Source organism: Pseudomonas sp. Irchel 3E19 (assembly GCF_900187585.1).
Lineage (GTDB): Bacteria > Pseudomonadota > Gammaproteobacteria > Pseudomonadales > Pseudomonadaceae > Aquipseudomonas > Aquipseudomonas baetica.
Map to the genome: position 1 here is coordinate 1 of NZ_FYDT01000067.1, position 26353 is coordinate 26353.

The following is a 26353-nucleotide window of genomic DNA, read 5'->3' on the forward strand; positions in this document are numbered from 1 at the left end:
CGACGACGCCGCTCCTGGCCCAAAAGCTCACCACTCTTATCGTTGCTATTAGTCATAAACATAACCGTTTGCCTATCCCTTATCGTAAGGGGGAAACGGTGTCCTGTCTTTCATGGGGCTCGTTCATTTTTTAATCAGCCAACTCGTCGCAGACGGTTGGTACCTGGTAAGAGTCAGAGGCAGTCACTATTACTTCAAGCATCCGACCAAGCCTGGACTGGTCACGGTGCCGCATCCGAAGAAAGATCTGCTGAAGAAAACGGCCATCAGTATTTTGCAACAGGCGCTGCTTTGACTTGCTCAGTCAGCGGCGCCATAGAGGAAACGAACATGCTCTACCCGATTGCGATTTCAATAGGTGATGAGGAACACGCCTGGGGCGTGGAAGTGCCGGACATTCCCGGCTGTTTTTCGGCAGGCGAGGATCTGGATGATGCCGTCGCCATGGCTCGTGAAGCCATTGAGGGGCATTTCGAGATTTTGGCTGAGGACGGTGCGCCGATCCCGGCTGCCAGCAAACTTGGCGTGAACGTGGCCAATCCAAAGTACGCGGGATGCGCGTGGGCAGTGGTGGATATTGATGTCGTGAAGTATTTGGGCAAAGCCCAGAAACTCAACATCACCCTGCCGGGGCATTTGCTTAATCGCATTGATGAATACGTGTTGCATCACCCGGAAGAGAAAAGTCGTTCGGGGTTTCTGGCTTCCGCGGCTTTGAAAGTTTTACAGCAGGGTTGAATTTTGTCGCTTCAATATGCGCTGACCTAACCCTACCCAAGCAGGACTAACTCCATTTTTATGTGATTTAAATAGGATTTTAGTGCTTAACCCACAGTATATTGTGTAGTGACAACCAAGCCTGAATTTCAGTAAACTCAGAATTCCGAGTGTCATAGCACTTACGCCTACGGTACATACGACATGTTGGATTTAAACCTCAGCACCGCAAGCGAGATCGTCAAACGGATTTGCCAACGCTTGCGCACAGAACGATTGGCTCTGGAGATGACACAGGCGGACGTAGCGGCACGAGCCGGTATCGGGACGAACACGGTGTCAAACCTTGAAGCCGGGCGTAATGTGGGTTTCGACAATCTGGTGCGAGTCGCCATGGTTCTTGGACGCGGCAAGGAACTCGAAGATTTGTTTTTGCCTAAACTTGAAACCCTGGACGACCTCATTCGCTACGAAAACACTGCCAAGCGTCATCGCATCAAAAGGAAAGCCGACAATGCTTGAGCAAGTTGACGTCTACTACGAGGGCTGGGGTGAACGTTGGCGGTGGGGCACGCTTGCTTCCACGAAAGCCCTGACCGGTCGCCCGCTGATTGTGTTCGAGTTCAGCAACGAGGCGAAAAAAAGAGGGCTGGAACTCTCCTCTTTGAGGCTTCCTTTACAGGGGGCCAAATTGAGCAGGGATTTCCCGTCACATCAGATGGGACTGCCCGGACCGGTTTATGACTCCCTGCCCGACGGCTGGGGCCTGTTGCTGATGGACCGATTGTTCAAACGGCGCGGCATTAACCCCGCACGCGTTGGTCCTTTGGAGCGTCTGGCCTACATTGGCAACAATGCCATGGGCGCCATGTCGTTCGAACCTGTTGCACACGAGGCACTGGAACCGCAAATGCATGTTCCCATCGAACTGCTCGCGGCCGAAGTACAGGAAGTGCTCAAAGGTGAAGGTGGAGAGCTTCTTCAGAAGCTGCTACTGGTGGGAGGCTCTCCCCAGGGGGCCCGGCCAAAAGCGCTGGTCTATCGCGATCCAGAAAACGATACCTTTACCACGGCAGCCACGCCTGGTTTCGAAGCCTGGCTGGTGAAGTTTCCTGCTCAGCAAGAACATCCCGAGGTGTGTGCCATCGAAATGGTTTATGCCGCGTGCCTACGCTTGTGCGGTATCCAGACGCCCGACACTCGTTATTTCAGCCTGTCCGAGGGAATGGCCGCTTTCGCCACTAAACGCTTTGATCGACAAAACAATCTGCGGGTGCCAATGCAAAGTCTCGCAGCCTTTACCGGTGCAGATTTCAGATCCCCAGGCTCTTTGGATTACGTCAACTTCTTGCGGGCGACTCAAAAGTGCACCAACGACGTCCGAGAGAAAGCGAGCGCGTTTGAGCGAATCGTCTTCAATGTCGCGTTCAACAACCGAGACGACCATCCGAAGAACTTTGCGTACATCATGTCGCCTGGCGGAGATTGGAAATTAGCGCCCGCCTACGACGTGACCTTCTGCGAGGGGCCCGGTGGTTATCATCAGATGGACGTGATGGGCGAAGCATTGGAAATTGGACGAGAAAACCTGCTCAACCTTGCAGTGGAAGCTGAGGTGGCAGCGGCAAATGCCGCAGACATCATTGACCGATTCTGCGAGGTGGCAAGCCGATTTTCAGCCATCGCCGAAAGCTCGTATCCGGGGGTGATCACCCGAGAAACCCTAAGCACCATTCAACATCGAATCGACCAAAACATCGCGCTACTTGTTTGAAGTTGCAGCCAGTCAGCAGCTTCGAGAAACCGGCTCTAATTGGCCGGTTTCTTTGGCTTTCAACGTTGTGGTTAAGCCGCCGGCACCACGTTATCCAGCGCCTTATTCACCGCCAACTCACTCAACATCACAATCTGCGCAATGCCGAGTGCGGTCTTGCGGTGCGAGGTGTCGAGCAGCGCGGCGAAGTTGTTGAGCATGGTGGTGGCGGAGCCGAGGGTTTCGCTGGCGTTGGCCAGCAGGGACTCGGTGTCGTATTTCGGGTTGGCGAGGAACATCGGTTCGGGTTCGTTAGTCGAGCCCATTATTTGGGCGGCGGGGCTGAGGTAGTGGTCGAGGGCGCGTTCAGCGGCTTCGTGGAACTTCTTCGAACCGGGCGATTCGTAGGGGGATGCCGGATCGGTGTCTGGCGGGTTGGGCGTAACTTTGAACATGGAATCTTCCTCTATCGGTAACCGCCACCATCCCGCTGCTATACGAAAGGGTGGCAGCTGTATGCAAGTTAGCAGACCGGTAGGAAGACCAAAAACCCGGCGCACCCGAAGATGCCATGCATACAGCCACCATCAAGCGCAGGTAAATACCCGACTGGAAGATGCTAGTGCAACCGTTGGTCAAACCTAAGCGGGCTGCTAAACCCGTTCACTGGAAATCAGTGACGCGAACCAAGTTACCGACCGCCCCCATGGCGCACAAGCCGGCGGATTCTGGCGTAGCGGTAGGCAACGACGCAAGGATTTGTAGGCTTCAGGACGTAACATCGAACGCCTTTAAACACGTCCAGCAGAAAGCGTTTACATATCCAGAAAAACTGGCGAATCGTCCGACATTACAGATCCACAACACTCCCCCGGTTCTCACTTTCCACCCGACCCGCTAGCATTTCCCCATCGACCACCACCCTCCCCCTGCGCGGCCATCGACGAATACGCGTCATCACTTTCGAGGGAACCCCATCGCGGCCACTTTGCCGCTGACGACCGAACTCAAAAGAGCACTCGCCCATGACTCAAAACATCTACGACGATCCCGAATTCTTCCAGGGCTACAGCCAGATGAACCGCTCCATCGGCAGCCTCGATGCCGCGCCGGAATGGCCGGCGCTCAAGGCGTTGCTGCCCTCCATGCACGGCTTGCACGTGGTGGATCTGGGTTGCGGTTACGGCTGGTTCAGCCGCTGGGCCAGTGAACACGGCGCCGCGAGCGTCCTGGCCCTGGACGTTTCAGAGAAGATGCTGGAACGGGCACGCGAAACCACCTCGGCGGCGAACATCCGCTATGAACGCGCCGATCTTGAACACCTCGACTTGCCCGCCTGCAGTTTCGACCTGGCCTACAGCTCGCTGGCGCTGCACTACATCAAGGATCTGTCGGGGTTGTTTGCTCACCTCTACGCAGCGCTGAAACCGGGTTCGCACTTTGTGTTTTCCATCGAACACCCGATCTTCATGGCGCCGAGCAATCCCGGCTGGTTGATCGACAGCGACGGTCGCAAGCGCTGGCCGCTGGACAGTTATCAGAGGGAGGGCGAGCGGGTGACCCATTGGCTGGCAGAGGGTGTGATCAAGCAGCACCGTACTCTCGGTACTTTGCTCAATTCACTGATTGGCGCTGGCTTCACCATTCGCCATGTCAACGAATGGGGGCCAAGCGATGCGGAAGTGGCAGCGCAACCGGCGCTGGCTGAAGAGCGTGAGCGGCCGATGATGATGTTGGTGGCGGTGCAAAGATAAATCGCAAAAAGGGCCGATCACATCGGCCCTTTTTGATTTCAGCGCGTCGCCACAATAAACAAGCGCGGAAACGGCAACAGCACCGAACCATCGGCCAACGCCGGATAAGCCTTTTCAACCTCAGCCAAATACTGCTCCAGATACTGCGCCCGCTCGCTTTCAGTCAGCGGACTCAGAAACGGAATCAACCCACTGCCCTTGAACCACTCCACCACCCCCGCCGCACCACCGGGCAACTGATGGTGATACGTGGTGCGCCACACATCGACTCGCGCGCAGTGCGGTCGCAGCATCGAGAAGTACTCGCTGGCACTCGCCATATCGGTGCGCTGACCGGCAGCACCGGCGAGCTTGCTGGCCAATGGGCCATTTGCCGCGACTTCGCGCATCAGCCGATGGGACGGCTCGTTGAGGTTATCCGGCATCTGGATCGCCAGACTGCCCCCCGCCGACAACTTGCCCGCCAGCGCTGGCAGTAGCGAAGCGTGATCCGGCACCCACTGCAAAACAGCATTGGCAAAGATCACATCGAACGGGCCAGCATCAGCCCATTGATCAATCTCGGCGACATCAAACTGCAACTGCGGCAGACGTTTGCGCGCGGCGTCGATCATATCGGGCGAGCTATCCAGACCACTGACCTTTGCCCCGGGAAAACGCTGCACCAGCAACTCCGTCGAGTTACCGGGCCCACAACCGATATCCACCACTGTTCGGGCCTCTGCCGTGGGAATCGCCGCGAGCAGATCGCGGGCCGGGCGGGTGCGTTCATCTTCGAAAGCGACGTATTGTTTGGCGGACCAACTCATTGCGTTCTCCTGTCGGGGCAAAAATCGCGTGGCGCCACGATACAGCTAACCGCCAGAACCGGCCTCCCTACCAACGTCGTGCTACCTGGCTGAATTTGTAATTAGAATTTTCAAGGGCCGGCAGATGTCTGAATTTCACGCACTCCCCAAGAAGGAATTCAGCCATGAAATTCGCCAAGATCTCGCAGAAGCTCGCCCTGTGGGCCGGTAGCCCCAAGACCTTCATGGGGGCGTTGATCCTGATCGGTCTGTGGGGGATGAGCGGGCCGATTTTCAGCTACAACGACACCTGGCAACTGATCATCAACACGTCGACGACGATCATCACGTTCCTGATGGTGTTTCTGATCCAGAACACGCAGAACCGTGACACCGACATCCTGCATTTGAAGATTGATGAATTGCTGCGGGTGACCAAAGAGGCGCAGAACGCGATGTTAGGGCTGGAGGCGCTGGATCTGAAGCAGCTGGAAGCCTTGCGCAGGCACTACCGGACGTTGGGCGAAGGTGAGGTTTTCAATCTTGAGGGGTTGGGCGAGAAGAGCAAGCCGAAGCAGGATTTGAACGAATGCTGATTTAAAAGCAAAAGATCGCAGCCTTCGGCAGCGCCTACACAAACCACTGTAGGAGCTGCCGCAGGCTGCGGTCTTTTGATCTGCTTAACGGCTGGCTTGCAGCGATCGAGCCATCTGCAGATGATTCTGCAATTTAGGCAGCGTCTCATCGGCAAACGCCTTGATCTCAGGCACGTCGGTAGTCTGCGCCTCTTGCTGGATCTGCGCGATGGCTTCTTCCGTGGCTTTCACCTGACTGGCCGCGTAGGCCTGATCAAACGTCGCACCCTCCTTCACTTCAGGAATCATTTCCTTGGCCTTGTCGGCCATTTCATCACGCGGGGCGACGGGCAGGTCGAGCTTCTTGGCGATTTTCGCCAGGTGCTGATTGGCCGTGGTGCGGTCGTTGATGACGACGATGGTGTAGTCCTTGACCTCTTTGGATTCGGTCTTCTGGTGCGCCAGACGGCTGGCTTCGATGTCGGCCATGCCTTTGGCGGACGCATCGTTGATGAATTCGGCAGGCGACTGGGCAAAAGCACTGCTGGCGAATAACCCTAAAACAGTGACAAAACTTAAACGACGTACCTGGGTGGCCATCCGGCTCATGGTCGCGCCCTCCTTCTTACTGAATTCAAGCGGGAGCTTGCGCCCCCGCCTCTCAATCAAAACGACCTTCACCGACTACTTCGATTTCTGAGCAGGCTTGCGGCCCGTTTCTGTTTTCGCAGGCTCTTTATCGACCGTCGTTGTGGTGGTTTTCCCACCCTTGCGACCGGCTTCAGACGCCTTCGTTCGATCGTTGGCGAAGTTTCCCGAGTTCGAGTTTCTTGAATTAGGCATGATTCTCTACCTCTTGGTATTGATCGCGGCGAGCAGGTGCCCGCCTGGATTGAGAATTTTCTGCCCAGCAAAGGTTTAGAAAAATTGCCGCCCGCGCGACGAACGGTGGAACCCGCGCAACGCCATCAAGCCTTGTTCGGCAGCAACCCCGGCAGCGCATGCATGAGCGCATTGATCGCGAAACCGATGAACATCACGCCACACAAACGGGTGATCAGCAGTTCGTGCCGTTGATAGACCGTGCGCACCCGTTGCGCGCCGACCACGCCGATGAGAATCGCGTAAGCCAGCAATCCGCCGAGGAAACTCAGGGCAATCAATGCTGGCAGCATCGACCAGTTGAGCAATTCGGCACGGCTCGACAACAGCGCGGTAAACGTCGCCACCGCCACCGGATAGGCCTTGGGGTTGGTCAGGCCGAACAGAATGCCGTGCCAGAACGGGTTGCGTGCGGCGCCTTGGGGCTGATCGTCACTGCGGCGTTGCGCACGCACTGCACGCCAGCCAAGCCAGAACAGGTACAAGCCGCTGAGCACGCCGAGCACATCGAACGCGGTGTTGCCGATTTCCCGCGCCCCGACAATCGCAATCAACGCGGTGCTGCACCAGACCACATCGCCAAGCAGATGCCCGCAAAGAAATCCCGCCCCGGCTCGTCGCCCGTGCGCCGCGCCAATGCCGAACACCGCCAGCACGCCCGGCCCCGGCGTGATGCCGTAAATGAAACCCGAGGCCAGCACGGCCATTAACAACGATGGAGTCATGGGAAACCTGCAAGCGCCAGAATACGTGGCGGCCAGTCTATATCAGCCGATTGTGGGCGTTCACGGCTCGTCGTAAAAACGCATGCCGGCGTACGGTTTTTGCCGACAAGCCGCCAGCCGCGAGGCGAGATCGCCGACGTGGGCTTCGAGCTTGTGGCCGTCGGGGTCAAGGAAGTAGAACGACGCACCTTCGCTGCGGTTGTCCCGCCACTCCCGCACGTTTGCTGCTTTGAGCCGCTCAACGAACAAAGGAAAATCCGCCGCGCCAAGGTTGAAGGCGTAATGGGTGTAGTCGGCGCACGGCTCGGCCGTGCGCTGCGAATCAAACGACAGACACAACCACAGCCCCGGCAGCGACAGATAGGCACCGGCATCCCACGTCGCTTCGATACGCAGCCCCAACACATCGCGATAGAACGCGAGGCTGCGGGTGAGATCGCTGACGGCAAGGGTCAGGTGGTTGAGGCCGGTGAGCATCGGATCAGTAACCTCGCAGGTCTTCGGGGACGATGTATTGCTGGCCGTCGTAGGTGAGGGTGATTTGGGTCTTTTTCAGCACGGTATCTTTCGAAACGCACTGGTTTCCCGACTGGGTGTTTTTCATCTTGGTGCCGCTGGTGGTGATGATCAAATCAGCGAGACCGTTGTGACTCGTGGCGCCGATATCGACTGTCCGGCGAACTTTCTTCATGTAGCCTTCGCAGTCATTGCTGAACTCACCGTTGTTCTTGTAGATCACCAATCCTTCCAGCACCGGGCGCAGCTTGTCGCCTTCGCGCACATACAACGCCAGATCGGTTTTCTCGTAGGGAATGGCGTGGGAACTGTGGGTGAACTTCGAACGCAGGCCAAAAGCCCGAACGTCCGACGCCAGTCGGTAGCGGCCCGTGTCGACGCGAAGGTCATCAAAGCGCACGGCATCAGAGTTGTAGGCGCCAGGCTTACGGTAAGTGGCGATAGGGTTGGCGTTGCTGGCATTGACGAGCGCCAGATCCAGATCGAACACCCCGGCATCGTCGTCGCCGGGGTCGGCCAGGTAAGTGGATTTGACCGCAATCGCCTGAGACGGGAAGGCTGGCCAGACGATGCAGCGCGACAGTGATTGGCCGTCGAAAGCCTTGGTGGTGCAAGCGGCCTGGGCTTGGGCGGTGATGGCCAGAAAACCGAGGGCGATAAGGAGTCTGGTGGGGCTGAACATTGTTCTTCCTTGATAAAAATGGTGTTTGGCAGATCAGTCAGAGACCTTTGAAGCCGGGTGGCAGGACGTAAGTTTTTCCGTCGTAGTGCAAGGTTGTCAAAACCGGTTTGTAAACGTTGGATTTATCCTCACAAGCGTTCTCATCACCGACACTTGTCGTGTCTGTTTGCTGGGTTTTGACGATCAAGTCGGCGTAACCGTGGGAGCTGGTTTTAGCAATTTCGACGGTTCTTGAAATCTCGAAACGCTCGCCAGCGCAGTTGTCATCCCACTCGCCGCCGTACTCATAAACCAGCAGCTGACGCAGGACTGGGCGTAATTTTATGCCCTCTCTCACGTAAAGCGTCAGTTGGCTTTCATCTCTGGGATTGAGGCGCGAACCGTTAGTGAGCCGTGCGCGTACACCAAAGGCTCGAAGGTCGGGGGTGAGTTTGTAGCGCGCCGTATCGAGCGCCAGTTCTCGCAAGTGGACGCCATCCATTACGAAGGCAGCGGCCTGGTGATATGTGGCAAGCGAATTCGCTTGGCCATCCTGCAAAACGGACAAGTCCAGATCATGAGCACCGAGCGCATTAGCGGTGCCACGCACAAACCGCGTCTTGGCGCTGAGGGTCAGCCCCGGGTAAGCCGGCCAGTCCTTGCAGACAGACACATCGTCTTCCCCCGCAACCGGCGCTGGCGTGCACTCGGCAAACACCTGCCCGGCCATCAACCACCCGCACAGCGCCACACACCCGATCAATCCAGACTTCACTGTCACATCCTGCTCCTTGATGACTTTTCAGCCGCGCACTATCCCCTCCTCAACAAACTGTTTCAACCGAGCAAATGCTAAATGGCCATCACTCTCAGCGGTTCAGATAGACAAATGGAGCTAGCCGTTGCTACGCACGACACTGTAGTGTTGTGTAATACAAACCACTACATCGAGTTCGCCATGTCCGTCATGTCTCTACGTATCCCCGACGAAATTGCAGACACCCTCGCCAACCTCGCCAAAGCCACTGGCCGTAGCAAGTCTTACCTGGCAGTGGATGCATTGCGCGAATACCTGGCGCGCGAAGCTTGGCAGATAGAAGACATTCAACAAGCGCTGAAGGAAGCAGACGCCGGTGATTTCGCTTCTGCTGATGAAGTCAGGGCCATCGCCGAAAAATGGGATGCCAATGCGCGTTGAGTGGCTGAAAACTGCATTAAAGAATCTCGATGACGAAGCTTCCTGCATTGCGATTGAAAATCCGAAGGCTGCCTCAGAGTTGGTTCAGGCCATTCTTGCCAGCGTTGATCACCTCGCCCGGTTTCCTGCCTCTGGACGAGAGGGACGTTTAGCCGGAACACGAGAATGGCCTCTTCCTGATCGTCCCTACTTGATTCCGTACAGGGTGCGTCAGGGCCGTTTACAGGTTTTGCGTGTCTTCCATACCCGTCGACTCCCACCCAGCAAGTGGTAGAACGTGTTCATGCGCTGCTGATCAATGTCCCTCAGGCCCTGTCGACGACACCGTCAGAATCAGGTCCGTGCCGCTGGTGAGGGTGGTGTTGATTCAGGGGGTACATGGGAGGACTGTGGCGGTTGTCGGGTGGTGGGAGAATTCGAGGGATTTGCAGGGTCTGGAAGTCAGTCTTCGCGGGCAAGCCCGCTCCCACAGGGATTGGCAGTGGACACAACATTGGTATGTCACCGCGGACACTGTGGGAGCGGGCTTGCCCGCGAAGGGGCCGGCCCGGTCAGCGAAATTTTTCCTGCAAACGCTGTTCTCAAAACGCGTTGCGGAAAATCTCCTCGATCTGGCGTTGATCCGCCGCCCGTGGATTGGTCAACCCGCACGCATCTTTCAGGGCGTTGGCGGCGAGCACCGGGATGTCGGTGCATTTGGCCCCGAGATCACGCAGCCCACCGGGAATCTCGACGTCGCTGGCCAGGCAACGGATTGCCGCAATGGCAGCTTGTGCGCCCTCTTCCGCGCTGAAACCACGAATGTCGGCACCCATCGCGTGTGCAACATCGGTCAAGCGATCAGCACAGACCAACGCATTGAACGTCTGCACGTGTGGCAGCAGCACGGCGTTGCACACACCGTGAGGCAAGTCGTAGAAACCGCCCAACTGGTGAGCCATCGCGTGCACATAACCCAGCGACGCGTTGTTGAACGCCATGCCCGCGAGAAACTGCGCGTAAGCCATGTTCTCCCGCGCGGCGAGGTCGCTGCCGTCGCGCACGGCCAGGCGCAGGTTGTTGCTGATCAATGTCATGGCCTTCAGCGCGCAGGCGTCGGTGATCGGGTTGGCGGCGGTCGAGACGTAAGCTTCGATGGCGTGGGTCAGCGCGTCCATGCCGGTGGCGGCGGTCAGGCTTTTCGGCATGCCAACCATCAGCGCCGGGTCGTTAACCGACAGCAGCGGCGTGACGTTGCGGTCGACGATGGCCATTTTCACGTGGCGCGATTCGTCGGTGATGATGCAGAACCGGGTCATCTCGCTGGCGGTGCCGGCGGTGGTGTTGATCGCGATCAGCGGCAATTGCGGCTTGCTCGATTGATCGACGCCTTCGTAATCGCGGATCTGCCCGCCGTTGGTCGCGCACAGGGCAATGCCCTTGGCGCAGTCGTGGGGCGAACCGCCGCCCAGCGAAACCACGAAATCACAGCGACTTTCCTTGAGCAGCCCCAGCCCGGACTCGACGTTGGCGATGCTCGGGTTCGGTTTGGCACCGTCGAAGATCACCGAGTCGATGTCCTGCATCGCCAGTTTCTCCGCGACCATGCTCGCCACGCCTGCCTTGGCCAGCCCCGCGTCGGTGACGATCAGCGCCTTGCGAAACCCGTAGTTGCGGATCGCGACCATGGCTTCGTCGAGGCAGCCGTTGCCCATGATGTTGACCGCCGGAATGAAGAAGGTGCTGCTCATCGTGTATCTCCTGGCTGGGGCCGAATCGACAGCTGCGATCCGACGGATGCACACAGGATCGACTGATCGCTCAGGGTGGATGTTGATCTGGCTCAATGCCCGCTCGTGATAAAGTCGCCGCCCATCAGCCCCTATGTTTTGAGATGTGCCAAGCAATGAGCGATTTTCTGGATGTCGACGCCACCCTCGAAGACTGGAGCACCCTGCGTGCCGCCATCGACTTCACAGGTTTGCTGGTGGGGAATGGCGCCAGCCGTGCGGTATGGGACGACTTCGGTTATGACTCGCTGTTCGAAAACGCCCGTACCGTGGAAGAGAAACCACTGAGCGCGTCTGAGCTGGCGGTGTTCGACGCGATGCAGACGCGCAGCTTCGAGCAAGTCCTCGGCGCGCTGAAAACCACCAGTCGGGTCAACAAGGCGCTGGCGGTCAGCTCGGCGGCACCGCGCAATCGCTACTACGCGATCAAGGAAGCGCTGATCAACACCGTGCACGCCGTGCACATTCCGTGGCGACTGGTGCAGCCATCGACGCTGACGACACTGAATGAAGAACTGGCGCGCTATCGCACGGTATTCACCACCAATTACGACGTGCTCAACTACTGGGCGCTCCAGCACCGCAGCGAGGCCATCGACGATCTGTTCAATGGCCCCAACGCTAGTTTCGATTTGAGCGAAACCGCCACGGGCAAACCACGTCTGCTGTACCTGCACGGCGGCCTGCATCTGGTGCGTAATCAGGACGGTACCGCGCGTAAATTGACCTCGACCGAGGGCACGTTGCTCGGCAGTTTTGCGATCAACAACACGCTCAAGACGCTGGATGACGTGCCGCTGTTCGTCACCGAAGGGCCGAGTGCGGAGAAACTGAAGACCATCCGCAGCTCCGATTACCTGTCGTTCTGTTACGCGCAGTTATTGGGCCACGGCGACAGCCTGTGCATCTTCGGCCATGCCTTGGGCGAGCAGGACAGCCACATCGTGCGGGCCCTGCGTCTGGCAAAACCTGCGACTGTGGCGATCTCGGTTTATCCGCGCAGTGCGGCGTTCATTCAGCATCAGAAGCGGCATTACGCGAAGGTGTTTGAAGGGACCGGGGTTGCGTTGCGGTTTTTTGATGCGAAAACGCATGCGTTGGGCAATCCGAAGTTGTCAGTGCCCGTCGAGGTTTGATGTAAACCGGTCTGACGCCTTCGCGAGCAAGCCCGCTCCCACATTTGGAATGCATTCACCTGTGGGAGCGGGCTTGCTCGCGAAGCTTTTGGGGGCAGCTCATTCTTCGCTGCTGTGCACCACCACCAGCAACTGCGCCTGCACCTCGCCCACCGACCGGATCCGGTGCGGCTTCTGCGCATTGAAGTGCAGCGCATCGCCGCGTTCCAGCAGCACTTTTTCGTTCATGAAATCCACCTCCACCTGTCCTTCGTGAACGAACAGAAACTCCTCGCCCAGGTGCTCCTTGAAGGTCTTGTCGGTGAACTCGCGCGGCGGGTAGATGATGAAGGGCAGCAGGTTGCGTTCGCTGACCTGGTGGGCCAGCACCGCATAGCCCGGGCTCTGATCATTGGCCGCCAGCGACTGGCGCTCATGGCTGCGCACCAGGCTGTAGCTGTCGAGGCTGACGTTGTCCTCGGAGAACAATTCCTCGACCTTCACGTTCAGCGCCTTGGCCAGTTTCAACGCGGCAGCAATCGACGGAGTGTTGAGCCCGCGCTCGACTTTCGACAGATAACTCTTGGTCATGCCGGATTTTTCAGCCAGTGCCTCAAGGGTTACGCCGAGTTTTTTTCTCAATAATTTCAAACGGATAGACATGCGCAGCAATTATTCCATTGAGGAAGCGACGATTTGTGCTTGCTAATGACACTTTGTGTCATATAGGCTCTTTTGTGTCATTTGCAATCACCCAAAGGACACAGACATGGCCAAGACATTAGCACTACCCAAAGAGCAACTGGTCAAGCAAGCGCTGACTCAGATGCAAAACACCCTGGCGGATAATACGTGGACAGACCGGCAAAAGCTGGCCCTGACTTGCCGGATCCTGTTCGAGAGCGGTCATGACTCTGGTCTGGCCGGGCAGATTACCGCTCGTGGCCCGCAACCCGGTACCTATTACACTCAGCAACTGGGCCTGGGTTTCGATGAAATCACCGCGAGCAATCTGCTGTTGGTCAACGAAGACCTGGAAGTGCTCGAAGGTCACGGCATGGCCAACCCGGCCAACCGTTTCCACAGTTGGGTGTACCGCGCCCGACCGGATGTGAACTGCATCATTCACACCCACCCGACGCACATTGCCGCGCTGTCGATGCTGGAAGTGCCGCTGGAGATTTCCCACATGGACCTGTGCCCGCTGTACGACGATTGCGCGTTTCTCGAAGGCTGGCCGGGGGTTCCGGTGGGCAATGAAGAAGGCGAACTGATTGCCGGCGCGCTGGGCGACAAACGCGCGATTCTGCTTTCGCACCACGGTCAGTTGTCCACCGGCAGCACGATCGAGGAAGCGTGTGTCATTGCCCAATTGATCGAACGTGCAGCCAGGCTGCAACTGTTGGCGATGGCGGCTGGCACGATCAAGCCGATCATTCCTGAACTGGGTCGCGAGGCGCATGACTGGGTGTCGAAACCGAAACGCCACGCCGCCGCTTTCAACTATTACGCCCGACAGAATTTGCGCCAACACGCCGATTGCCTGAACTGAAACCCTTTAACGGAGACGCTCCCATGTCCAACATTCACGGCATCATCGGCTACACCATCACCCCGTTCAGCGCCAATGGCGAAGGGCTGGATCTGCCTGCGCTGGGCCAATCGATCGATCGGATGATTGAAAGCGGCGTCCACGCCATCGCGCCGCTGGGCAGTACCGGCGAAGGCGCTTACCTGACCGAGACGGAATGGGCTCAAGTCGCCGAGTTCAGCCTCAAACACGTGGCCAAACGCGTGCCAACCATTGTCAGCGTGTCCGACCTGACCACCGCCAAAGCGGTTCAACGCGCACGCTTTGCCGAGGCCCATGGCGCCGATGTGGTGATGGTCCTGCCGGCGTCTTACTGGAAACTCAGCGAAGCGGAAATCCTTGCCCACTACCGCGCCATCGGCGACAGCATCGGTGTGCCGATCATGCTCTACAACAACCCGGCCACCAGCGGCACCGACATGTCGGTCGAGCTGATTCTGCGCATCGTCGGCGCGGTGGAAAACGTGACCATGGTCAAGGAGAGCACCGGCGACATCCAGCGTATGCACAAACTGCAATTGCTCGGCGAAGGTCAGGTGCCGTTTTACAACGGCTGCAATCCGCTGGCGCTGGAAGCCTTTGCCGCCGGGGCGAAAGGCTGGTGCACGGCGGCGCCGAATTTGATCCCGCAATTGAACCTGGATCTTTACGAGGCGACGTTGGCGGGCGATCTGGGCAAGGCACGCGAACTGTTCTACCGCCAGTTGCCGTTGCTGGATTTCATTCTCAAGGGTGGATTGCCGGCGACGATCAAGGCCGGATTGCGTCAGACCGGTCTGGAGGTGGGCGATCCACGCTTGCCGGTCTTCCCGCTGAGTGAAGCGGGCGAGACCCAGCTGCAAACAATCCTCAAGACCCTGCGCTGATCACACTGACACAAAGCAAATTTAATGTGGGAGCGAGCCTGCTCGCGAAGACGGTATAGCAGTCGATGATGATGTTGACTGATACACCGCTTTCGCGAGCGGGCTCGCTCCCACAGAAGATTTGCATTGAATTTGAAAGTGAGGTCAGAGGACAGGCAAAGTCTTGTCCTTGATGGTTTTGGTCGGTCCATTGGTCTTGACGCTGGCAATGCCTTTGGCGCACGCCGCATCCGAGGAATACGCCTCACTGCTGCCGATAACCTGATGGTTGGCGGCTTTGAGGTTGAAGTAGGGATGGCCATCCTTCGTCGTTTTCTTCTCGTAGCGCTCATCCAGCGGGCTGTTGGTCTGCACCGAGGCAATGCCGCCGTCGGCTGCCGCGCGGGTGGTGTAAAGCTCACTGGTAAGAATGGTTTCGGCATTGGCGGCCTTCAGTACAAACCTGAACTGGCCGTTGCTGCTTTTGCTGATTTCGTACCATCCGGACATGCTCGATTCTCCTTGGCGATTAAGAGGTTTCGCGCCTCAGAGTAAAGACCAGTCCTGATTATCTGTCGCCTGTACCGGCCCTATCGCTGGCAAGCCAGCTCCCACAGGCTCGAAGACGATCCCGGATTTTGTGTTCGACTCGGACATTGTGGGAGCTGGCTTGCCAGCGATGCGATCTCAAACTGTACGGATAAGTAAGTGCCTAGCTGTAACAGCCACAACCCCCCGGTTTATGGCTTGATGAAGGCAATCCCCTGCCACCTCCAATTCCGGTCCCCATCATGTCCTCGCGCGAAAACACCGGCATGGCCCTCGGCCTGCTCGGGGTTGTGATTTTCAGCCTCACCCTGCCCTTCACTCGCATTGTCGTGCAGGAACTGCATCCGTTGCTTAATGGCTTGGGTCGAGCGTTGGTCGCGGCGATCCCGGCGGCGTTGCTGTTGTTGTGGCGACGGGAGAAATGGCCGACGTGGGCCCAGGTCAAAGGCCTGAGCATGGTGATCGCCGGGGTGATCCTCGGTTTCCCGGTGCTGTCGGCCTGGGCCATGCAAACCTTGCCGGCGTCTCACGGCGCGTTGGTCAACGGCTTGCAACCGTTGTGCGTGGCGCTTTATGCCGCTTGGTTGTCCCACGAACGGCCGTCAAAAGCCTTCTGGGCCTGCGCCGCGCTGGGCAGTGCGCTGGTACTCGGTTATGCGTTGTTTACCGGAGCCGGGAGCATTCAGGCCGGGGATTTGTTGATGCTCGGCGCGATTGCCGTGGGTGGCCTGGGCTATGCCGAAGGTGGCCGACTGGCCAAAGAGATGGGCGGCTGGCAGGTGATCTGCTGGGCACTGGTGCTGTCGACGCCGTTGTTGTTCGGCCCGGTGCTGTACCTGGCGCTGCAACATCAGGGCGCGGTATCGGCCAAGACCTGGTGGGCGTTTGGGTATGTGGCTCTGTTTTCGCAGTTTCTCGGGTTTTTCGCCTGGTACGCCGGGCTGGCCATGGGTGGCATTGCCCGGGTCAGTCAGATCCAGTTGCTGCAGATCTTCTTCACCATCGCGTTTTCGGCGCTGTTCTTTGGTGAACATGTCGAGCCGATCACTTGGGTGTTTGCCTGCGGGGTGATTGCGACCGTGATGCTCGGTCGCAAAACCACCATCAAACCAAATGTGGGAGCGGGCTTGCTCGCGAATGCGGTTCAACATTCACCACAAAGGGTGACTGATCCGACGCCTTCGCGAGCAAGCCCGCTCCCACACGATCAAAGGTAGCCGTCAGCGCGCAGCAAGGTTTCCAGACAGTGCTCGCTGATGTTGTAGAACGCCTTCAACTCCTGAATTTTCACCAACAGCTGAGCCGGGTCTACCGGTTCGGCGCGTTTGACCGCCAGAATCATCTTGTTCTTGTTGGTGTGGTCCAGCGAAATGAACTCGAATACCTTGGTCTCGTAACCACAGGCTTCAAGGAACAGAGCGCGCAGGCTGTCGGTGACCATTTCCGCCTGTTGGCCCAGGTGCAAACCGTATTGCAGCATCGGTTTGAGCAGCGCCGGGCTCTGGATTTGCAGGCGGATCTGCTTGTGGCAGCACGGCGAGCACATGATGATCGACGCGCCCGAACGAATGCCGGTGTGGATCGCATAGTCGGTGGCGATATCACAGGCATGCAGGGCAATCATCACGTCCAGCTCGCTCGGCGCCACGCTGCGCACATCGCCGCACTTGAACACCAGCCCCGGATGATCCAGCTTCGCCGCAGCGGCGTTGCACAGGTTGACCATTTCCTCACGCAACTCGACGCCGGTGACTTCACCCTCGGCCTTCAAGGTATTGCGCAGGTAATCGTGAATGGCAAAGGTCAGGTAACCCTTGCCCGAACCGAAATCCGCCACCCGCACCGGTTTGTCCAGCGCCAGCGGCGACGACGTCAGGGCATGGCTGAACACTTCGATGAATTTGTTGATCTGCTTCCACTTGCGCGACATCGCCGGGATTAGCTCTTGCTGCGCATTGGTCACGCCCAGATCCTTGAGGAACGGACGGCTCAGCTCCAGAAAGCGGTTTTTCTCACGGTTGTGTTCAGCGGAGGGCGCTTCGCGCAATTGCTGGGGCTTGCTCTTGAACAGAGAACTCTTGCCCTTTTTGCTGTATTCGAGCTGCGCTTCATCCGTCAGGGTCAGCAAATGCGCATTTTTGAACGTGGCCGGCAGAAACTCGCCAATCATCGCCACGCCCTCTGCCAGCGGCAGGTTCTTGGTGATGTCGCGGGTCTTGTAGCGATAGACGAACGACAGGTTCGGCTGCGCCTTGACCGTCACCGGTTTGATGATGACCCGCTGCAAGTCCGCTTCTTCACCGACGTACTTGGCCAGCACCAGTTTGATGAAGCCGTTCTGCTCAAGGCTGGTTTGCAGCAGCTCGATGAACTGGGCGTGGTGATCGGGCGCCGATTTGGCGGATGGGGCGGTAACGGACATGAACAAGCGGCCTCGGGGGGCGAATCGGGAATGGCGGGTATTTTAGGGGGGATGGGGACTGGGGACACGCTCTTATTTACCGAACGGCAAAAATCAAAAGATCGTCCGATCGCGGCCGATCTTTTGATCTTGCCTATCCCAACACCACCAAACGATTCGGCAACTCATTCCGTACCTGCGTCACCGGCACATGCACCTTCAACAACTCGCCACACGCCTCGACACACTGCACAAACCCCTCAAGTGTGCGCCCCTGCCGTACCTGCTCGGTAAACGCCGCGACAATCGCATCCCAGTTTTTATTGTCCAGCCGACTGGAGATTCCCTCGTCCACCAGAATCTCCACGTACCGCTCGGCCTCGCAGACGAAAATCAGCATGCCGGTGCTGCCCACCGTGTGATGCAGGTTTTGCTCAAGAAACTGTCGCCGCGCCAGATTCGATGCGCGCCAGTGCCGCACTCGACGAGGCACCAGGTGGGTGGTGATCTTCGGCAGACGAAACAGCAGGCACAGGACGATGAACAGGCCCCACTGCACTAACAGCAGACTGCGCAGGGTCAGCCACCCGGTCAGGTAATGCACGACGCCCGGCACCACCAGCGCCAGCAGGCTGGCCCACAGCAGCGGAATGTACGCGTAGTCATCGGCGCGGGCCGCCAGTACCGTCACCAGTTCGGCGTCGGTGTCGCGCTCGACCCGGGCGATCGCCTCGGCGACTTTGCGTTGTTCGTGTTCAGTCAGTAATGCCATGTCAAAGAGTGCCTGCTCATTATTGTTGTGTGCTCACCAGCCGCCGGACGAACCACCGCCGCCGAAACTGCCCCCGCCGCCGCTGAAGCCACCGCCTCCACCGCCGCCGCCAAATCCGCCCCCCCCACCAAAGCCGCCGCCCGAGCCACCGGAGCCGCCACGGCCGGCGGGAAGGATACCGAGCATCTGGCAGACAAACACCGTCAGGATGAACAACATCACCAGAAACACGAACAAGGCCGGGTGCCGGGAGATGAAATCACTCTGCGGATCACCACTGGATTCGTACACCGTCGACGGCTCGTCCAGCGGATTACCGCCCAATACCACCAGCATCGCCGCCACGCCGTCGCTGATGCCCTTGCTGAAATTGCCGGTCTTGAAGGCAGGCGTAATGACTTGATGAATGATCACTGAGGTTTGCGCATCGGTCAGCCGGTCTTCCAGGCCATAACCGACTTCGATGCGCAGTTTGCGCTCGTCGCGGGCGACGATCAGCAGTGCGCCGTTGTTTTTGTCCTTCTGCCCGATGCCCCAGTGACGGCCAAGCTGGACGCCGTAGTCCTCGATGGTGGTGCCCTGCAGATCCGGCAGGGTGACCACAACCAACTGCTCGCCCGTCGCCTGCTCATGGGCCTGCAACTGCTGGCTCAGTTGCGCACGCACCGATGGCTCGAGCATCTGCGCCTCGTCCACCACCCGCCCGCTCAGCGCCGGGAACGTCAACTCGGCCCGGGCGCTGACGGCGAACAGCCACAGCATCAGCACCAGGCCCATTTTCAACACACGCATGGATATCCCCCCCTGCAGGAGCTGCCGCGGGCTGCGATCTTTTGATCTTGCTTGTAAGACCCACGTCAAACGATCGCAGCCTGCGGCAGCTCCTACAGGTTTGTGTTCAGAATTTAACCTGGGGTGCCTTATCGGCATCCGGCGTAGTGGCTTCGAAGGTCTCGCGGACCGGCAAGTCGCTGTACATCACGCTGTGCCAGAGACGACCAGGGAAGGTGCGGATCTCAGTGTTGTATTTCTGCACCGCCAGAATGAAATCGCGCCGCGCCACGGCGATGCGATTTTCCGTGCCTTCAAGCTGCGATTGCAGGGCGAGGAAGTTCTGGTTGGCCTTCAGGTCCGGGTAACGCTCGGAGACCACCATCAAGCGACTCAACGCGCCGCTCAGCTGATCCTGCGCCTGCTGGTACTGCTTGAGCTTTTCGGGATTGTCGAGGGTATTGGCATCGACCTGAATCGACGTGGCTTTGGCCCGGGCCTCAATCACCGCAGTCAGGGTTTCCTTCTCGTGGGCGGCATAGCCCTTCACCGTTTCCACCAGATTGGGAATCAGGTCAGCGCGGCGCTGGTACTGGTTCTGCACCTGGCCCCACGCAGCCTTGGCCTGCTCGTCGAGGGTCGGGATGTTGTTGATCCCACACGCGGTCAATAGCGTTGCCAGTACCAGCAACGTGGCAACCTGAAAACGCGAGCGAAAGGTTGGACTTACATTCATCACAGTGATGCTCCCTGGCACATTTCATTTTAAAAACCGCCCGCGAAACATTCGGGACCGGCTCTTGGGGCATAATCGGCGGCGCTACTGGATTGCAACGGGCCGATGGGCTAAAAAGAGGCCCTGCGCAGACGCTGCCAACTGTCGATTGTCGTATTTTGGCTGAGTGTTTTTTGCGCCCGCACCCGAACAACAATAGTCGCTCCCTACATTTTGGCTGGCCGGCATTGCAATGCCGTTTGCGCCCTTGAGAAAAATATTCATGAAGAAGCTGTGTTTGCTGGGTCTGCTCGTCAGCCTGGCCAGTCATCAAGTACTGGCCGCTGAGACCCCGGTCCCCCTGGAAAACAAGGACGCCTTCATCACTAATCTGATGAAGCAAATGACTCTCGACGAAAAGATCGGCCAGTTGCGTCTGATCAGCATCGGCCCGGAAATGCCCCGCGAGTTGATCCGCAAAGAAATCGCCGCTGGCAACATCGGCGGCACGTTCAACTCGATCACCCGCGCGGAAAACCGTCCAATGCAGGACGCTGCCATGCGCAGCCGTCTGAAGATTCCGATGTTTTTCGCCTACGACGTGATCCACGGTCACCGGACGATTTTCCCGATTCCACTGGCCCTGGCGTCGAGCTGGGACATGGACGCCATCGGCCAGTCCGGCCGCGTTGCTGCCAAAGAAGCCGCCGCCGACAGCCTCGACATCACTTTTGCGCCGATGGTCGATATCTCCCGCGATCCGCGCTGGGGCCGTAGCTCCGAAGGTTTTGGTGAAGACACCTACCTGACCTCACGCATCGCCAGAGTCATGGTCAAGGCCTATCAGGGCGAAACCCCGAGCGCCGCCGACAGCATCATGGCCAGCGTCAAGCACTTCGCCCTGTACGGCGCGGTCGAGGGCGGTCGCGACTACAACACCGTCGACATGAGCCCGGTGAAGATGTACCAGGACTACCTGCCACCCTACCGCGCGGCGATCGATGCCGGCGCCGGCGGGGTGATGGTGGCGTTGAACTCGATCAACGGTATCCCGGCCACCGCCGACACCTGGCTGATGAACGATCTGCTGCGCAGGGACTGGGGCTTCAAGGGTCTTGCGGTCAGCGACCACGGCGCGATCTTCGAACTGATCAAGCACGGCGTTGCCCGCGACGGTCGGGAAGCGGCGAAGCTGGCAATCAAGGCCGGCATCGACATGAGCATGAACGACACCCTCTACGGCAAAGAGCTGCCGGGGCTGCTCAAGTCCGGCGAGATCGAACAGAAACACATCGACAACGCCGTGCGCGAAGTCCTCGCCGCCAAGTACGACATGGGCCTGTTCAAGGACCCGTACCTGCGCATCGGCAAGGCTGAAGACGATCCGGCCGACACCTACGCCGACAGCCGTCTGCACCGCGCCGATGCCCGTGAAGTGGCGCGTCGCAGCCTGGTGCTGCTGAAGAACCAGAACGAAACCCTGCCGCTGAAGAAAACCGCGAAAGTCGCCTTGGTCGGCCCGTTGGCCAAAGCGCCAATCGACATGATGGGCAGTTGGGCGGCGGCGGGTAAGCCGGCGCAATCGGTGACGCTGTTCGATGGCATGAGCTCGGTGATTGGCGACAAGGCGAACCTGATCTACGCCCGTGGCGCCAACATCACCAGCGACAAGAAGGTGCTCGACTACCTGAACTTCCTCAACTTCGATGCCCCGGAAGTGGTGGATGATCCGCGCCCGGCCAACGTGCTGATCGACGAAGCGGTGAAAGCCGCCAAGGACGCTGACGTGATCGTTGCAGCGGTGGGCGAGTCCCGTGGCATGTCCCACGAATCGTCGAGCCGTACCGACCTGAACATCCCGGAGACCCAGCGCGAGCTGATCCGTGCCCTGAAAGCCACCGGCAAACCGCTGGTGCTGGTGCTGATGAACGGCCGTCCGCTGACCATTCTCGAAGAGAACCAGTCGGCCGACGCGATTCTGGAAACCTGGTTTAGCGGCACCGAGGGCGGCAACGCCATCGCTGACGTGCTGTTCGGCGACTACAACCCGTCGGGCAAACTGCCGGTGACCTTCCCGCGTTCCGTGGGGCAAATCCCGACCTACTACAACCACCTGAGCATTGGCCGACCGTTTACGCCGGGCAAACCGGGCAACTACACCTCGCAGTATTTCGATGACACCACAGGTCCCCTGTTCCCGTTCGGCTATGGCCTGAGCTACACCGATTTCAGCCTGAACGACATGGCACTGTCGTCGACCACCCTGAACGCTACCGGCAAGCTCGATGCCAGCGTCATGGTGAAAAACACTGGCAAGCGTGACGGCGAAACCGTGGTGCAGTTGTACATTCAGGACGTCACCGGCTCGATGATCCGCCCGGTGAAGGAACTGAAGAACTTCCAGAAAATCATGCTCAAAGCCGGTGAACAGAAAGTCGTGCACTTCACCATCACCGAGGATGACCTGAAGTTCTACAACGCCCAGCTCAAGTACGCGGCAGAGCCTGGCAAGTTCAACGTGCAGATCGGCCTGGATTCGCAGGATGTGAAGCAGCAGAGTTTCGAACTGCTGTAGTTTTTCAGGAACAAATGCCCGTGTGAGAAGGGCCTTTGTGGGAGGGGGCTTGCTCCCGAATGCGGTGTATCAGCTAAATAAATGCTGAATGACATGCCGCCTTCGGGAGCAAGCCCCCTCCCACATTGGAATCCACTGGTTTCGGAATTGGCGTTAACCGCGTCTGTCGAGAATGTTGACCACCAAGCGATCCACCCAGCCCCAAACCCTCTGCTTCACCCGCCGCCACAATGGCCGCTTCCGCCATTCCTCCAGACTCACCCGCTGACTCAAGCCGAAGTCTTTCTCGAAACTCGCCACCACCGCTGCCGTCAACGACGGATCGAGCGCCTCAAGATTGGCCTCCAGATTGAAACGCAGGTTCCAGTGATCGAAGTTGCACGAGCCGATGCTGACCCAGTCGTCCACCAGCACCATTTTCAGGTGCAGGAAGCACGGCTGATATTCGAAGATCTGCACCCCGGCCTTGAGCAGGCGCGGGTAATAACGATGCCCGGCGTAGCGCACCGACGGGTGATCGGTGCGCGGCCCGGTCAGCAGCAAGCGCACGTCGACACCGCGAGCGGCGGCTTTGCGCAAGGAGCGGCGGATATTCCAGGTGGGCAGGAAATACGGCGTGGCCATCCAGATGCGTTGCTGCCCGCTGTTCAATGCGCGGAACAGCGATTGCAGAATGTCGCGGTGCTGGCGGGCATCGGCATAGGCCACGCGACCCATGCCTTCGCCCATGTCCGGCACCTTGGGCAAGCGTGGCAGGCCGACATGCGCCGACGGTTTCCACGCCCGCCGATGACGGTTGGCGATCCACTGGCGGTCGAACAGCACCTGCCAGTCGAGCACCAGCGGGCCGGTGATTTCCACCATCACTTCGTGCCATTCACTGGTGTCTTTATCGGGTGTCCAGAACTCATCGGTAACACCGGTGCCACCGACCACCGCCAGACGCTGATCGACCAACAGCAATTTGCGGTGATCACGATAAAAATTGCCGACCCAGCGCCGCCAACTCAGACGATTGTAAAAACGCAGTTCAACGCCAGCCTGAATCAGGCGCTGACGCAGATTGAGAGTAAACGCGAGGCTGCCGTAATCATCGAACAGGCAGCGCACCCGCACGCCGCGCTCGGCGGCTTGCACCAGTGCTTGCACCACGGCTTCGGCACAGGCGCCCGCCTCGACCAGATACAACTCCAGCTCGACCTGCTCTTGGGCGCGGGCAATCTCCACCAGCATGCGCGGAAAAAACTGCGGGCCGTCGATCAACAGCTCGAACCGGTTGCCGTCACGCCAAGGGAAGATCGCGCCGCGCATGTCAGCGCGCCGTAAAAATCAGCACCGCACCCACCGGAACCGACAGACTGATGGCCGACAGGTCGGCCAGTTTGCGCAGGCTTTCCAGGCCTGGGACGAGATCGAAATCCTCGGCGTTGATCACCAGCGGCTCCAGCGTCACCACCTGAAAGCGCCGGTCATCGAGACGCGTTGCCAGCAACTCGGCCGGGTATTCGTGTTGCTTGCCGTGCAGGTTGACGGTCAGCGGCAGGCGTAATTCCAGCTGCGCACCGGGGGCCAGGTCGTTGATCGGGCGCAAGTCGATCTGGGTAGTGATGGTCGCTTCGGGGAATTGCTCGATCTGAAACAGCTCTTTACGCATGCGCTCGTCGCGCAGCGGGATGCCACTGTTGATCGAATCCAGTTCGACTTCGACCTCGGCGCGACCGTTGGGGTCGACTTTGCCGTGCAGCACCAGAAAACGCTGAACTTCGGAAATATGGGCGTTTTTCGTGCTGACGAACGACAGCCGCGATGACTCGCCGTCCAGATACCAATTGGCCTGGGCCGGCAGCGCAGCGGCAGCCAACAACAGGCTCGACAGGGTTTTGTAGAGGGAGCGGTTGAACATTGAAGACTCGTGGGGACGATAAACCTGCACGAACCTTAACTGCCCACGCTGTTATTGCAAACTGAAGATCACACCCGGTGGGAGCGAGCCTGCTCGCGAAGACGTCATCTGCCTCAACAGAGAAGGTGCGCCTGCTATTGCATTCGCGAGCAGGCTCGCTCCCACAAAAAACAATCGGGTGTTTTCAGGGATTTAGGCGACAGCCTTGCCGTTCGCTCAACCACTGGGCGCGATTGCTGCGGCCCAAGCCGCTGACCGTGATGATTTTGTTGGTGTTGTCATCGGTGAATGCGCTGGTCGGCAGCCATTGTTTTACATAGCCACGACAATACTCGGCGTCGTTGTTCATCACGTAACGACAGGAACAATATTCCTTGGCGGTGTAGGCGCTGATGATGTCGGGGAAGGCCCACAGGTTTTCGCGCTCATAGACGATCCAGCCGAGCAGCAGGACCAGCATTAACAGCACGAAGCGCTTCATGGCTGCACCGCCTTCAGCACGTGTTTGAGCAGTTCGTTATGGCTGTAGCTGCCGTCACGATCATCGGCGTAGCGCACGATGACCAGTTTTTCACTGGGGATCACGTACAAAGCCTGGCCCCAATGGCCGAGCGCGGCGAAGGTATCGGGCGGTGCGTCGGGCCACGGCGATTCAGCACCATCGGCTGGACGATTGAGCCACCATTGGCCGCCGGGCACGGATTCGTCCTGATGGGCTTTGTAACCGGTGAAGGGAGTGCGGCTGAACGCCACCCACTCCTTGGGCAATAACTGCCGATCATGCCAGCGCCCGTCACGAGCCATCAGCAAACCGACCCGCGCCAGATCCCGCGCAGTGAGATAGGCGTAGGACGAGGCGACGAACGTGCCATTGGCATCGGTTTCCCACACAGCATGGCGTATGCCCAAAGGCTCGAACAAAGCCGTCCACGGATAGTCGGGATAACGCTGCGGGCCGACGATGGATTTCAACGCTGCCGCCAACAGATTGCTGTCGCCGCTGGAATAACGGAAGGCCTGCCCCGGTTCGGCGTAAGCATCGTGATCGGCGGTGAACGCGGCCATGTCGCGATGGCCCCGGGTATAGAGCATCGCCACCACCGAGGATTTCAGTGGCGCATATTCGTAATCTTCCTGCCAGTCGATCCCCGAAGCCCAGTGCAGCAGATTGGCGAGGGTGATGGCCGGGTGTTTCTCCAGCGCCGGGTAGAACTTCACGGCGGCGTCTTCAAGTTTGAACAGACCTTCGCCGTAAGCCACGCCGAGTACGCAGGCCATCAGGCTTTTGCTGATCGACCAGGTCAGGTGCGAGGTTTGCTCGGTGGTCGGGCCGGCGTAGCGTTCGTAGATGATTTGGCCGTCGCGAATGATCAGCAATGCGTCGGTGCGGATGCCTTGGCGAGTGTTGTCGTCGCGGGGCGCGAAGGCGTAGGTCTCAAGGTCTTTAATCGCCGTGATCTGTGGGCCGACCGGCCATTGTTCGCCGGGCCACTGCTCATCGGAGGCCTGAACCGTGAAACTGATCAGCAGCAGAAGCAGGGACAGACCTTTGAACATGGTGAGGGCTCTGGGGGAGAACCTGCTGAGGGTAGTCGGGGTTTATGACAGATGTGTGTTGATGTTGAGGCCGCCTTCGCGAGCAGGCTCGCTCGGGAGTGTCATTAATTTTGTGTTCGGGCATAACATGCTGCAGAGGTGCATGTATGCCAACCAAAAAGAAACCGGCCCGTGAGGCCAAGCGTGACCTTCCGTCCATTCCAAAAGAGCTGATCGACCAG

General features: G+C 58.7%; 32 protein-coding genes. 13 read left to right on the forward strand and 19 right to left on the reverse strand.

Going from position 1 to position 26353, the window contains the following annotated elements:
• The first annotated feature begins 112 nt into the window (after window positions 1-112).
• The 4 genes from CKW18_RS26895 (at window position 113) to CKW18_RS26910 (ending at window position 2491) form a co-directional block, all read left to right on the forward strand.
• Window positions 113-295 carry a type II toxin-antitoxin system HicA family toxin gene (locus CKW18_RS26895; protein WP_095191554.1) on the forward strand — a complete coding sequence of 61 codons (183 nt, stop codon included), beginning with the start codon at window positions 113-115 and terminating at the stop codon, window positions 293-295.
• Window positions 296-330: 35 nt separating this feature from the next.
• Window positions 331-738 (forward strand): type II toxin-antitoxin system HicB family antitoxin, encoded by a 408-nt coding sequence (locus CKW18_RS26900; protein WP_095191555.1) that lies wholly within the window; start codon window positions 331-333, stop codon window positions 736-738.
• A gap of 183 nt (window positions 739-921) precedes the next feature.
• Complete coding sequence (locus CKW18_RS26905; protein WP_095191556.1) at window positions 922-1239, forward strand: helix-turn-helix domain-containing protein; 318 nt, start codon at window positions 922-924, stop codon at window positions 1237-1239.
• On the forward strand, window positions 1232-2491 hold the full coding sequence (locus CKW18_RS26910) for a type II toxin-antitoxin system HipA family toxin (protein WP_095191557.1): 1260 nt from the start codon (window positions 1232-1234) through the stop codon (window positions 2489-2491). Before CKW18_RS26905 ends, CKW18_RS26910 begins: the two co-directional genes overlap by 8 nt.
• A 71-nt stretch (window positions 2492-2562) precedes the next feature.
• Here CKW18_RS26910 and CKW18_RS26915 read toward each other — a convergent pair whose 3' ends face one another.
• The gene (locus CKW18_RS26915) at window positions 2563-2925 is read right to left on the reverse strand and encodes a DUF6124 family protein (RefSeq protein WP_095191558.1); all 363 of its coding nucleotides are present in this window, start codon (window positions 2923-2925) and stop codon (window positions 2563-2565) included.
• 570 nt (window positions 2926-3495) lie between these two features.
• Between CKW18_RS26915 and CKW18_RS26920 the strand changes: the two genes are divergently transcribed.
• Window positions 3496-4224, forward strand: a complete 729-nt coding sequence (locus tag CKW18_RS26920) for a bifunctional 2-polyprenyl-6-hydroxyphenol methylase/3-demethylubiquinol 3-O-methyltransferase UbiG (protein WP_095191559.1) — start codon at window positions 3496-3498, stop codon at window positions 4222-4224.
• A gap of 38 nt (window positions 4225-4262) precedes the next feature.
• Here the strand turns inward: CKW18_RS26920 and tam are convergent, their stop codons facing one another.
• Window positions 4263-5033: a trans-aconitate 2-methyltransferase gene (gene tam, locus CKW18_RS26925; RefSeq protein ID WP_095191560.1), complete on the reverse strand. Its 771-nt coding sequence runs from the start codon at window positions 5031-5033 to the stop codon at window positions 4263-4265.
• 164 nt (window positions 5034-5197) lie between these two features.
• On the opposite strand from tam, the gene CKW18_RS26930 reads away from it, so the two are divergent.
• Window positions 5198-5608: a low affinity iron permease family protein gene (locus tag CKW18_RS26930; RefSeq protein ID WP_095191561.1), complete on the forward strand. Its 411-nt coding sequence runs from the start codon at window positions 5198-5200 to the stop codon at window positions 5606-5608.
• Window positions 5609-5692: 84 nt separating this feature from the next.
• Here CKW18_RS26930 and CKW18_RS26935 read toward each other — a convergent pair whose 3' ends face one another.
• The 6 genes from CKW18_RS26935 to CKW18_RS26960 all read right to left on the reverse strand — a co-directional run bounded on the left by CKW18_RS26935 (window position 5693) and on the right by CKW18_RS26960 (window position 9152).
• Window positions 5693-6196 (reverse strand): DUF4142 domain-containing protein, encoded by a 504-nt coding sequence (locus CKW18_RS26935; protein WP_095191562.1) that lies wholly within the window; start codon window positions 6194-6196, stop codon window positions 5693-5695.
• Between the two features lie 75 nt (window positions 6197-6271).
• On the reverse strand, window positions 6272-6430 hold the full coding sequence (locus tag CKW18_RS26940) for a KGG domain-containing protein (protein ID WP_080762009.1): 159 nt from the start codon (window positions 6428-6430) through the stop codon (window positions 6272-6274).
• A gap of 125 nt (window positions 6431-6555) precedes the next feature.
• Complete coding sequence (locus tag CKW18_RS26945; RefSeq protein WP_095191563.1) at window positions 6556-7194, reverse strand: LysE family translocator; 639 nt, start codon at window positions 7192-7194, stop codon at window positions 6556-6558.
• A gap of 60 nt (window positions 7195-7254) precedes the next feature.
• A complete protein-coding gene (gene fos / locus CKW18_RS26950; RefSeq protein ID WP_095191564.1) occupies window positions 7255-7671 on the reverse strand; it encodes a fosfomycin resistance glutathione transferase in 417 nt (138 codons plus the stop codon).
• A 4-nt stretch (window positions 7672-7675) separates the two neighbouring features.
• A complete protein-coding gene (locus CKW18_RS26955; RefSeq protein WP_095191565.1) occupies window positions 7676-8392 on the reverse strand; it encodes a hypothetical protein in 717 nt (238 codons plus the stop codon).
• A gap of 37 nt (window positions 8393-8429) precedes the next feature.
• Window positions 8430-9152: a hypothetical protein gene (locus CKW18_RS26960; protein WP_095191566.1), complete on the reverse strand. Its 723-nt coding sequence runs from the start codon at window positions 9150-9152 to the stop codon at window positions 8430-8432.
• A 177-nt stretch (window positions 9153-9329) separates the two neighbouring features.
• Between CKW18_RS26960 and CKW18_RS26965 the strand changes: the two genes are divergently transcribed.
• Complete coding sequence (locus tag CKW18_RS26965) at window positions 9330-9569, forward strand: CopG family ribbon-helix-helix protein (protein WP_095191584.1); 240 nt, start codon at window positions 9330-9332, stop codon at window positions 9567-9569.
• Window positions 9559-9843 carry a type II toxin-antitoxin system RelE/ParE family toxin gene (locus tag CKW18_RS26970; protein ID WP_095191567.1) on the forward strand — a complete coding sequence of 95 codons (285 nt, stop codon included), beginning with the start codon at window positions 9559-9561 and terminating at the stop codon, window positions 9841-9843. The genes CKW18_RS26965 and CKW18_RS26970 overlap by 11 nt, the downstream gene beginning before the upstream one ends.
• Before the next feature lie 307 nt (window positions 9844-10150).
• Here CKW18_RS26970 and yiaY read toward each other — a convergent pair whose 3' ends face one another.
• Window positions 10151-11299 (reverse strand): L-threonine dehydrogenase, encoded by a 1149-nt coding sequence (yiaY, locus tag CKW18_RS26975; protein WP_095191568.1) that lies wholly within the window; start codon window positions 11297-11299, stop codon window positions 10151-10153.
• A 155-nt stretch (window positions 11300-11454) separates the two neighbouring features.
• On the opposite strand from yiaY, the gene CKW18_RS26980 reads away from it, so the two are divergent.
• A complete protein-coding gene (locus tag CKW18_RS26980) occupies window positions 11455-12474 on the forward strand; it encodes a DUF4917 family protein (protein WP_095191569.1) in 1020 nt (339 codons plus the stop codon).
• A 99-nt stretch (window positions 12475-12573) separates the two neighbouring features.
• On the opposite strand, the gene CKW18_RS26985 is transcribed toward CKW18_RS26980, so the two are convergent.
• Window positions 12574-13116, reverse strand: a complete 543-nt coding sequence (locus CKW18_RS26985; RefSeq protein WP_095191570.1) for a helix-turn-helix domain-containing protein — start codon at window positions 13114-13116, stop codon at window positions 12574-12576.
• A 106-nt stretch (window positions 13117-13222) separates the two neighbouring features.
• On the opposite strand from CKW18_RS26985, the gene CKW18_RS26990 reads away from it, so the two are divergent.
• Together CKW18_RS26990 and CKW18_RS26995 are read left to right on the forward strand one after the other, a co-directional pair.
• Window positions 13223-14005 carry an aldolase gene (locus CKW18_RS26990; RefSeq protein ID WP_095191571.1) on the forward strand — a complete coding sequence of 261 codons (783 nt, stop codon included), beginning with the start codon at window positions 13223-13225 and terminating at the stop codon, window positions 14003-14005.
• 23 nt (window positions 14006-14028) lie between these two features.
• Window positions 14029-14910, forward strand: a complete 882-nt coding sequence (locus tag CKW18_RS26995) for a dihydrodipicolinate synthase family protein (RefSeq protein WP_095191572.1) — start codon at window positions 14029-14031, stop codon at window positions 14908-14910.
• A 144-nt stretch (window positions 14911-15054) separates the two neighbouring features.
• Here the strand turns inward: CKW18_RS26995 and CKW18_RS27000 are convergent, their stop codons facing one another.
• Window positions 15055-15399, reverse strand: coding sequence for a YegP family protein (locus tag CKW18_RS27000; protein ID WP_095191573.1), 345 nt, complete (start codon window positions 15397-15399; stop codon window positions 15055-15057).
• 281 nt (window positions 15400-15680) lie between these two features.
• On the opposite strand from CKW18_RS27000, the gene CKW18_RS27005 reads away from it, so the two are divergent.
• Window positions 15681-16655, forward strand: coding sequence for a DMT family transporter (locus CKW18_RS27005; RefSeq protein WP_095191574.1), 975 nt, complete (start codon window positions 15681-15683; stop codon window positions 16653-16655).
• Here the strand turns inward: CKW18_RS27005 and CKW18_RS27010 are convergent.
• The 4 genes from CKW18_RS27010 to CKW18_RS27025 form a co-directional block, all read right to left on the reverse strand.
• Entirely contained in the window at window positions 16646-17860 is a 1215-nt protein-coding gene (locus CKW18_RS27010; RefSeq protein ID WP_095191575.1) for an SAM-dependent methyltransferase, read from the reverse strand. The genes CKW18_RS27005 and CKW18_RS27010 overlap by 10 nt on opposite strands.
• Window positions 17861-17993: 133 nt before the next feature.
• Complete coding sequence (locus CKW18_RS27015) at window positions 17994-18611, reverse strand: TPM domain-containing protein (protein WP_095191576.1); 618 nt, start codon at window positions 18609-18611, stop codon at window positions 17994-17996.
• A gap of 33 nt (window positions 18612-18644) precedes the next feature.
• Complete coding sequence (locus CKW18_RS27020; RefSeq protein WP_095191577.1) at window positions 18645-19403, reverse strand: YgcG family protein; 759 nt, start codon at window positions 19401-19403, stop codon at window positions 18645-18647.
• Between the two features lie 106 nt (window positions 19404-19509).
• Complete coding sequence (locus CKW18_RS27025) at window positions 19510-20118, reverse strand: LemA family protein (RefSeq protein ID WP_095191578.1); 609 nt, start codon at window positions 20116-20118, stop codon at window positions 19510-19512.
• Between the two features lie 262 nt (window positions 20119-20380).
• Here CKW18_RS27025 and bglX point away from each other — a divergent pair, with 262 nt between their 5' ends.
• The gene (bglX, locus tag CKW18_RS27030) at window positions 20381-22672 is read left to right on the forward strand and encodes a beta-glucosidase BglX (protein WP_095191579.1); all 2292 of its coding nucleotides are present in this window, start codon (window positions 20381-20383) and stop codon (window positions 22670-22672) included.
• A gap of 153 nt (window positions 22673-22825) precedes the next feature.
• Here the strand turns inward: bglX and CKW18_RS27035 are convergent, their stop codons facing one another.
• From CKW18_RS27035 to CKW18_RS27050, 4 genes are all read right to left on the reverse strand, one after another.
• Window positions 22826-23983 carry a phosphatidylserine/phosphatidylglycerophosphate/cardiolipin synthase family protein gene (locus tag CKW18_RS27035; protein WP_095191580.1) on the reverse strand — a complete coding sequence of 386 codons (1158 nt, stop codon included), beginning with the start codon at window positions 23981-23983 and terminating at the stop codon, window positions 22826-22828.
• 1 nt (window position 23984) lies between these two features.
• A complete protein-coding gene (locus tag CKW18_RS27040; protein ID WP_095191581.1) occupies window positions 23985-24575 on the reverse strand; it encodes a YceI family protein in 591 nt (196 codons plus the stop codon).
• 184 nt (window positions 24576-24759) lie between these two features.
• Window positions 24760-25056 carry an amidase gene (locus CKW18_RS27045; RefSeq protein ID WP_095191582.1) on the reverse strand — a complete coding sequence of 99 codons (297 nt, stop codon included), beginning with the start codon at window positions 25054-25056 and terminating at the stop codon, window positions 24760-24762.
• Window positions 25053-26132 carry a serine hydrolase gene (locus tag CKW18_RS27050; protein ID WP_095191583.1) on the reverse strand — a complete coding sequence of 360 codons (1080 nt, stop codon included), beginning with the start codon at window positions 26130-26132 and terminating at the stop codon, window positions 25053-25055. The genes CKW18_RS27045 and CKW18_RS27050 overlap by 4 nt, the downstream gene beginning before the upstream one ends.
• Between the last annotated feature and the right edge of the window lie 221 nt (window positions 26133-26353).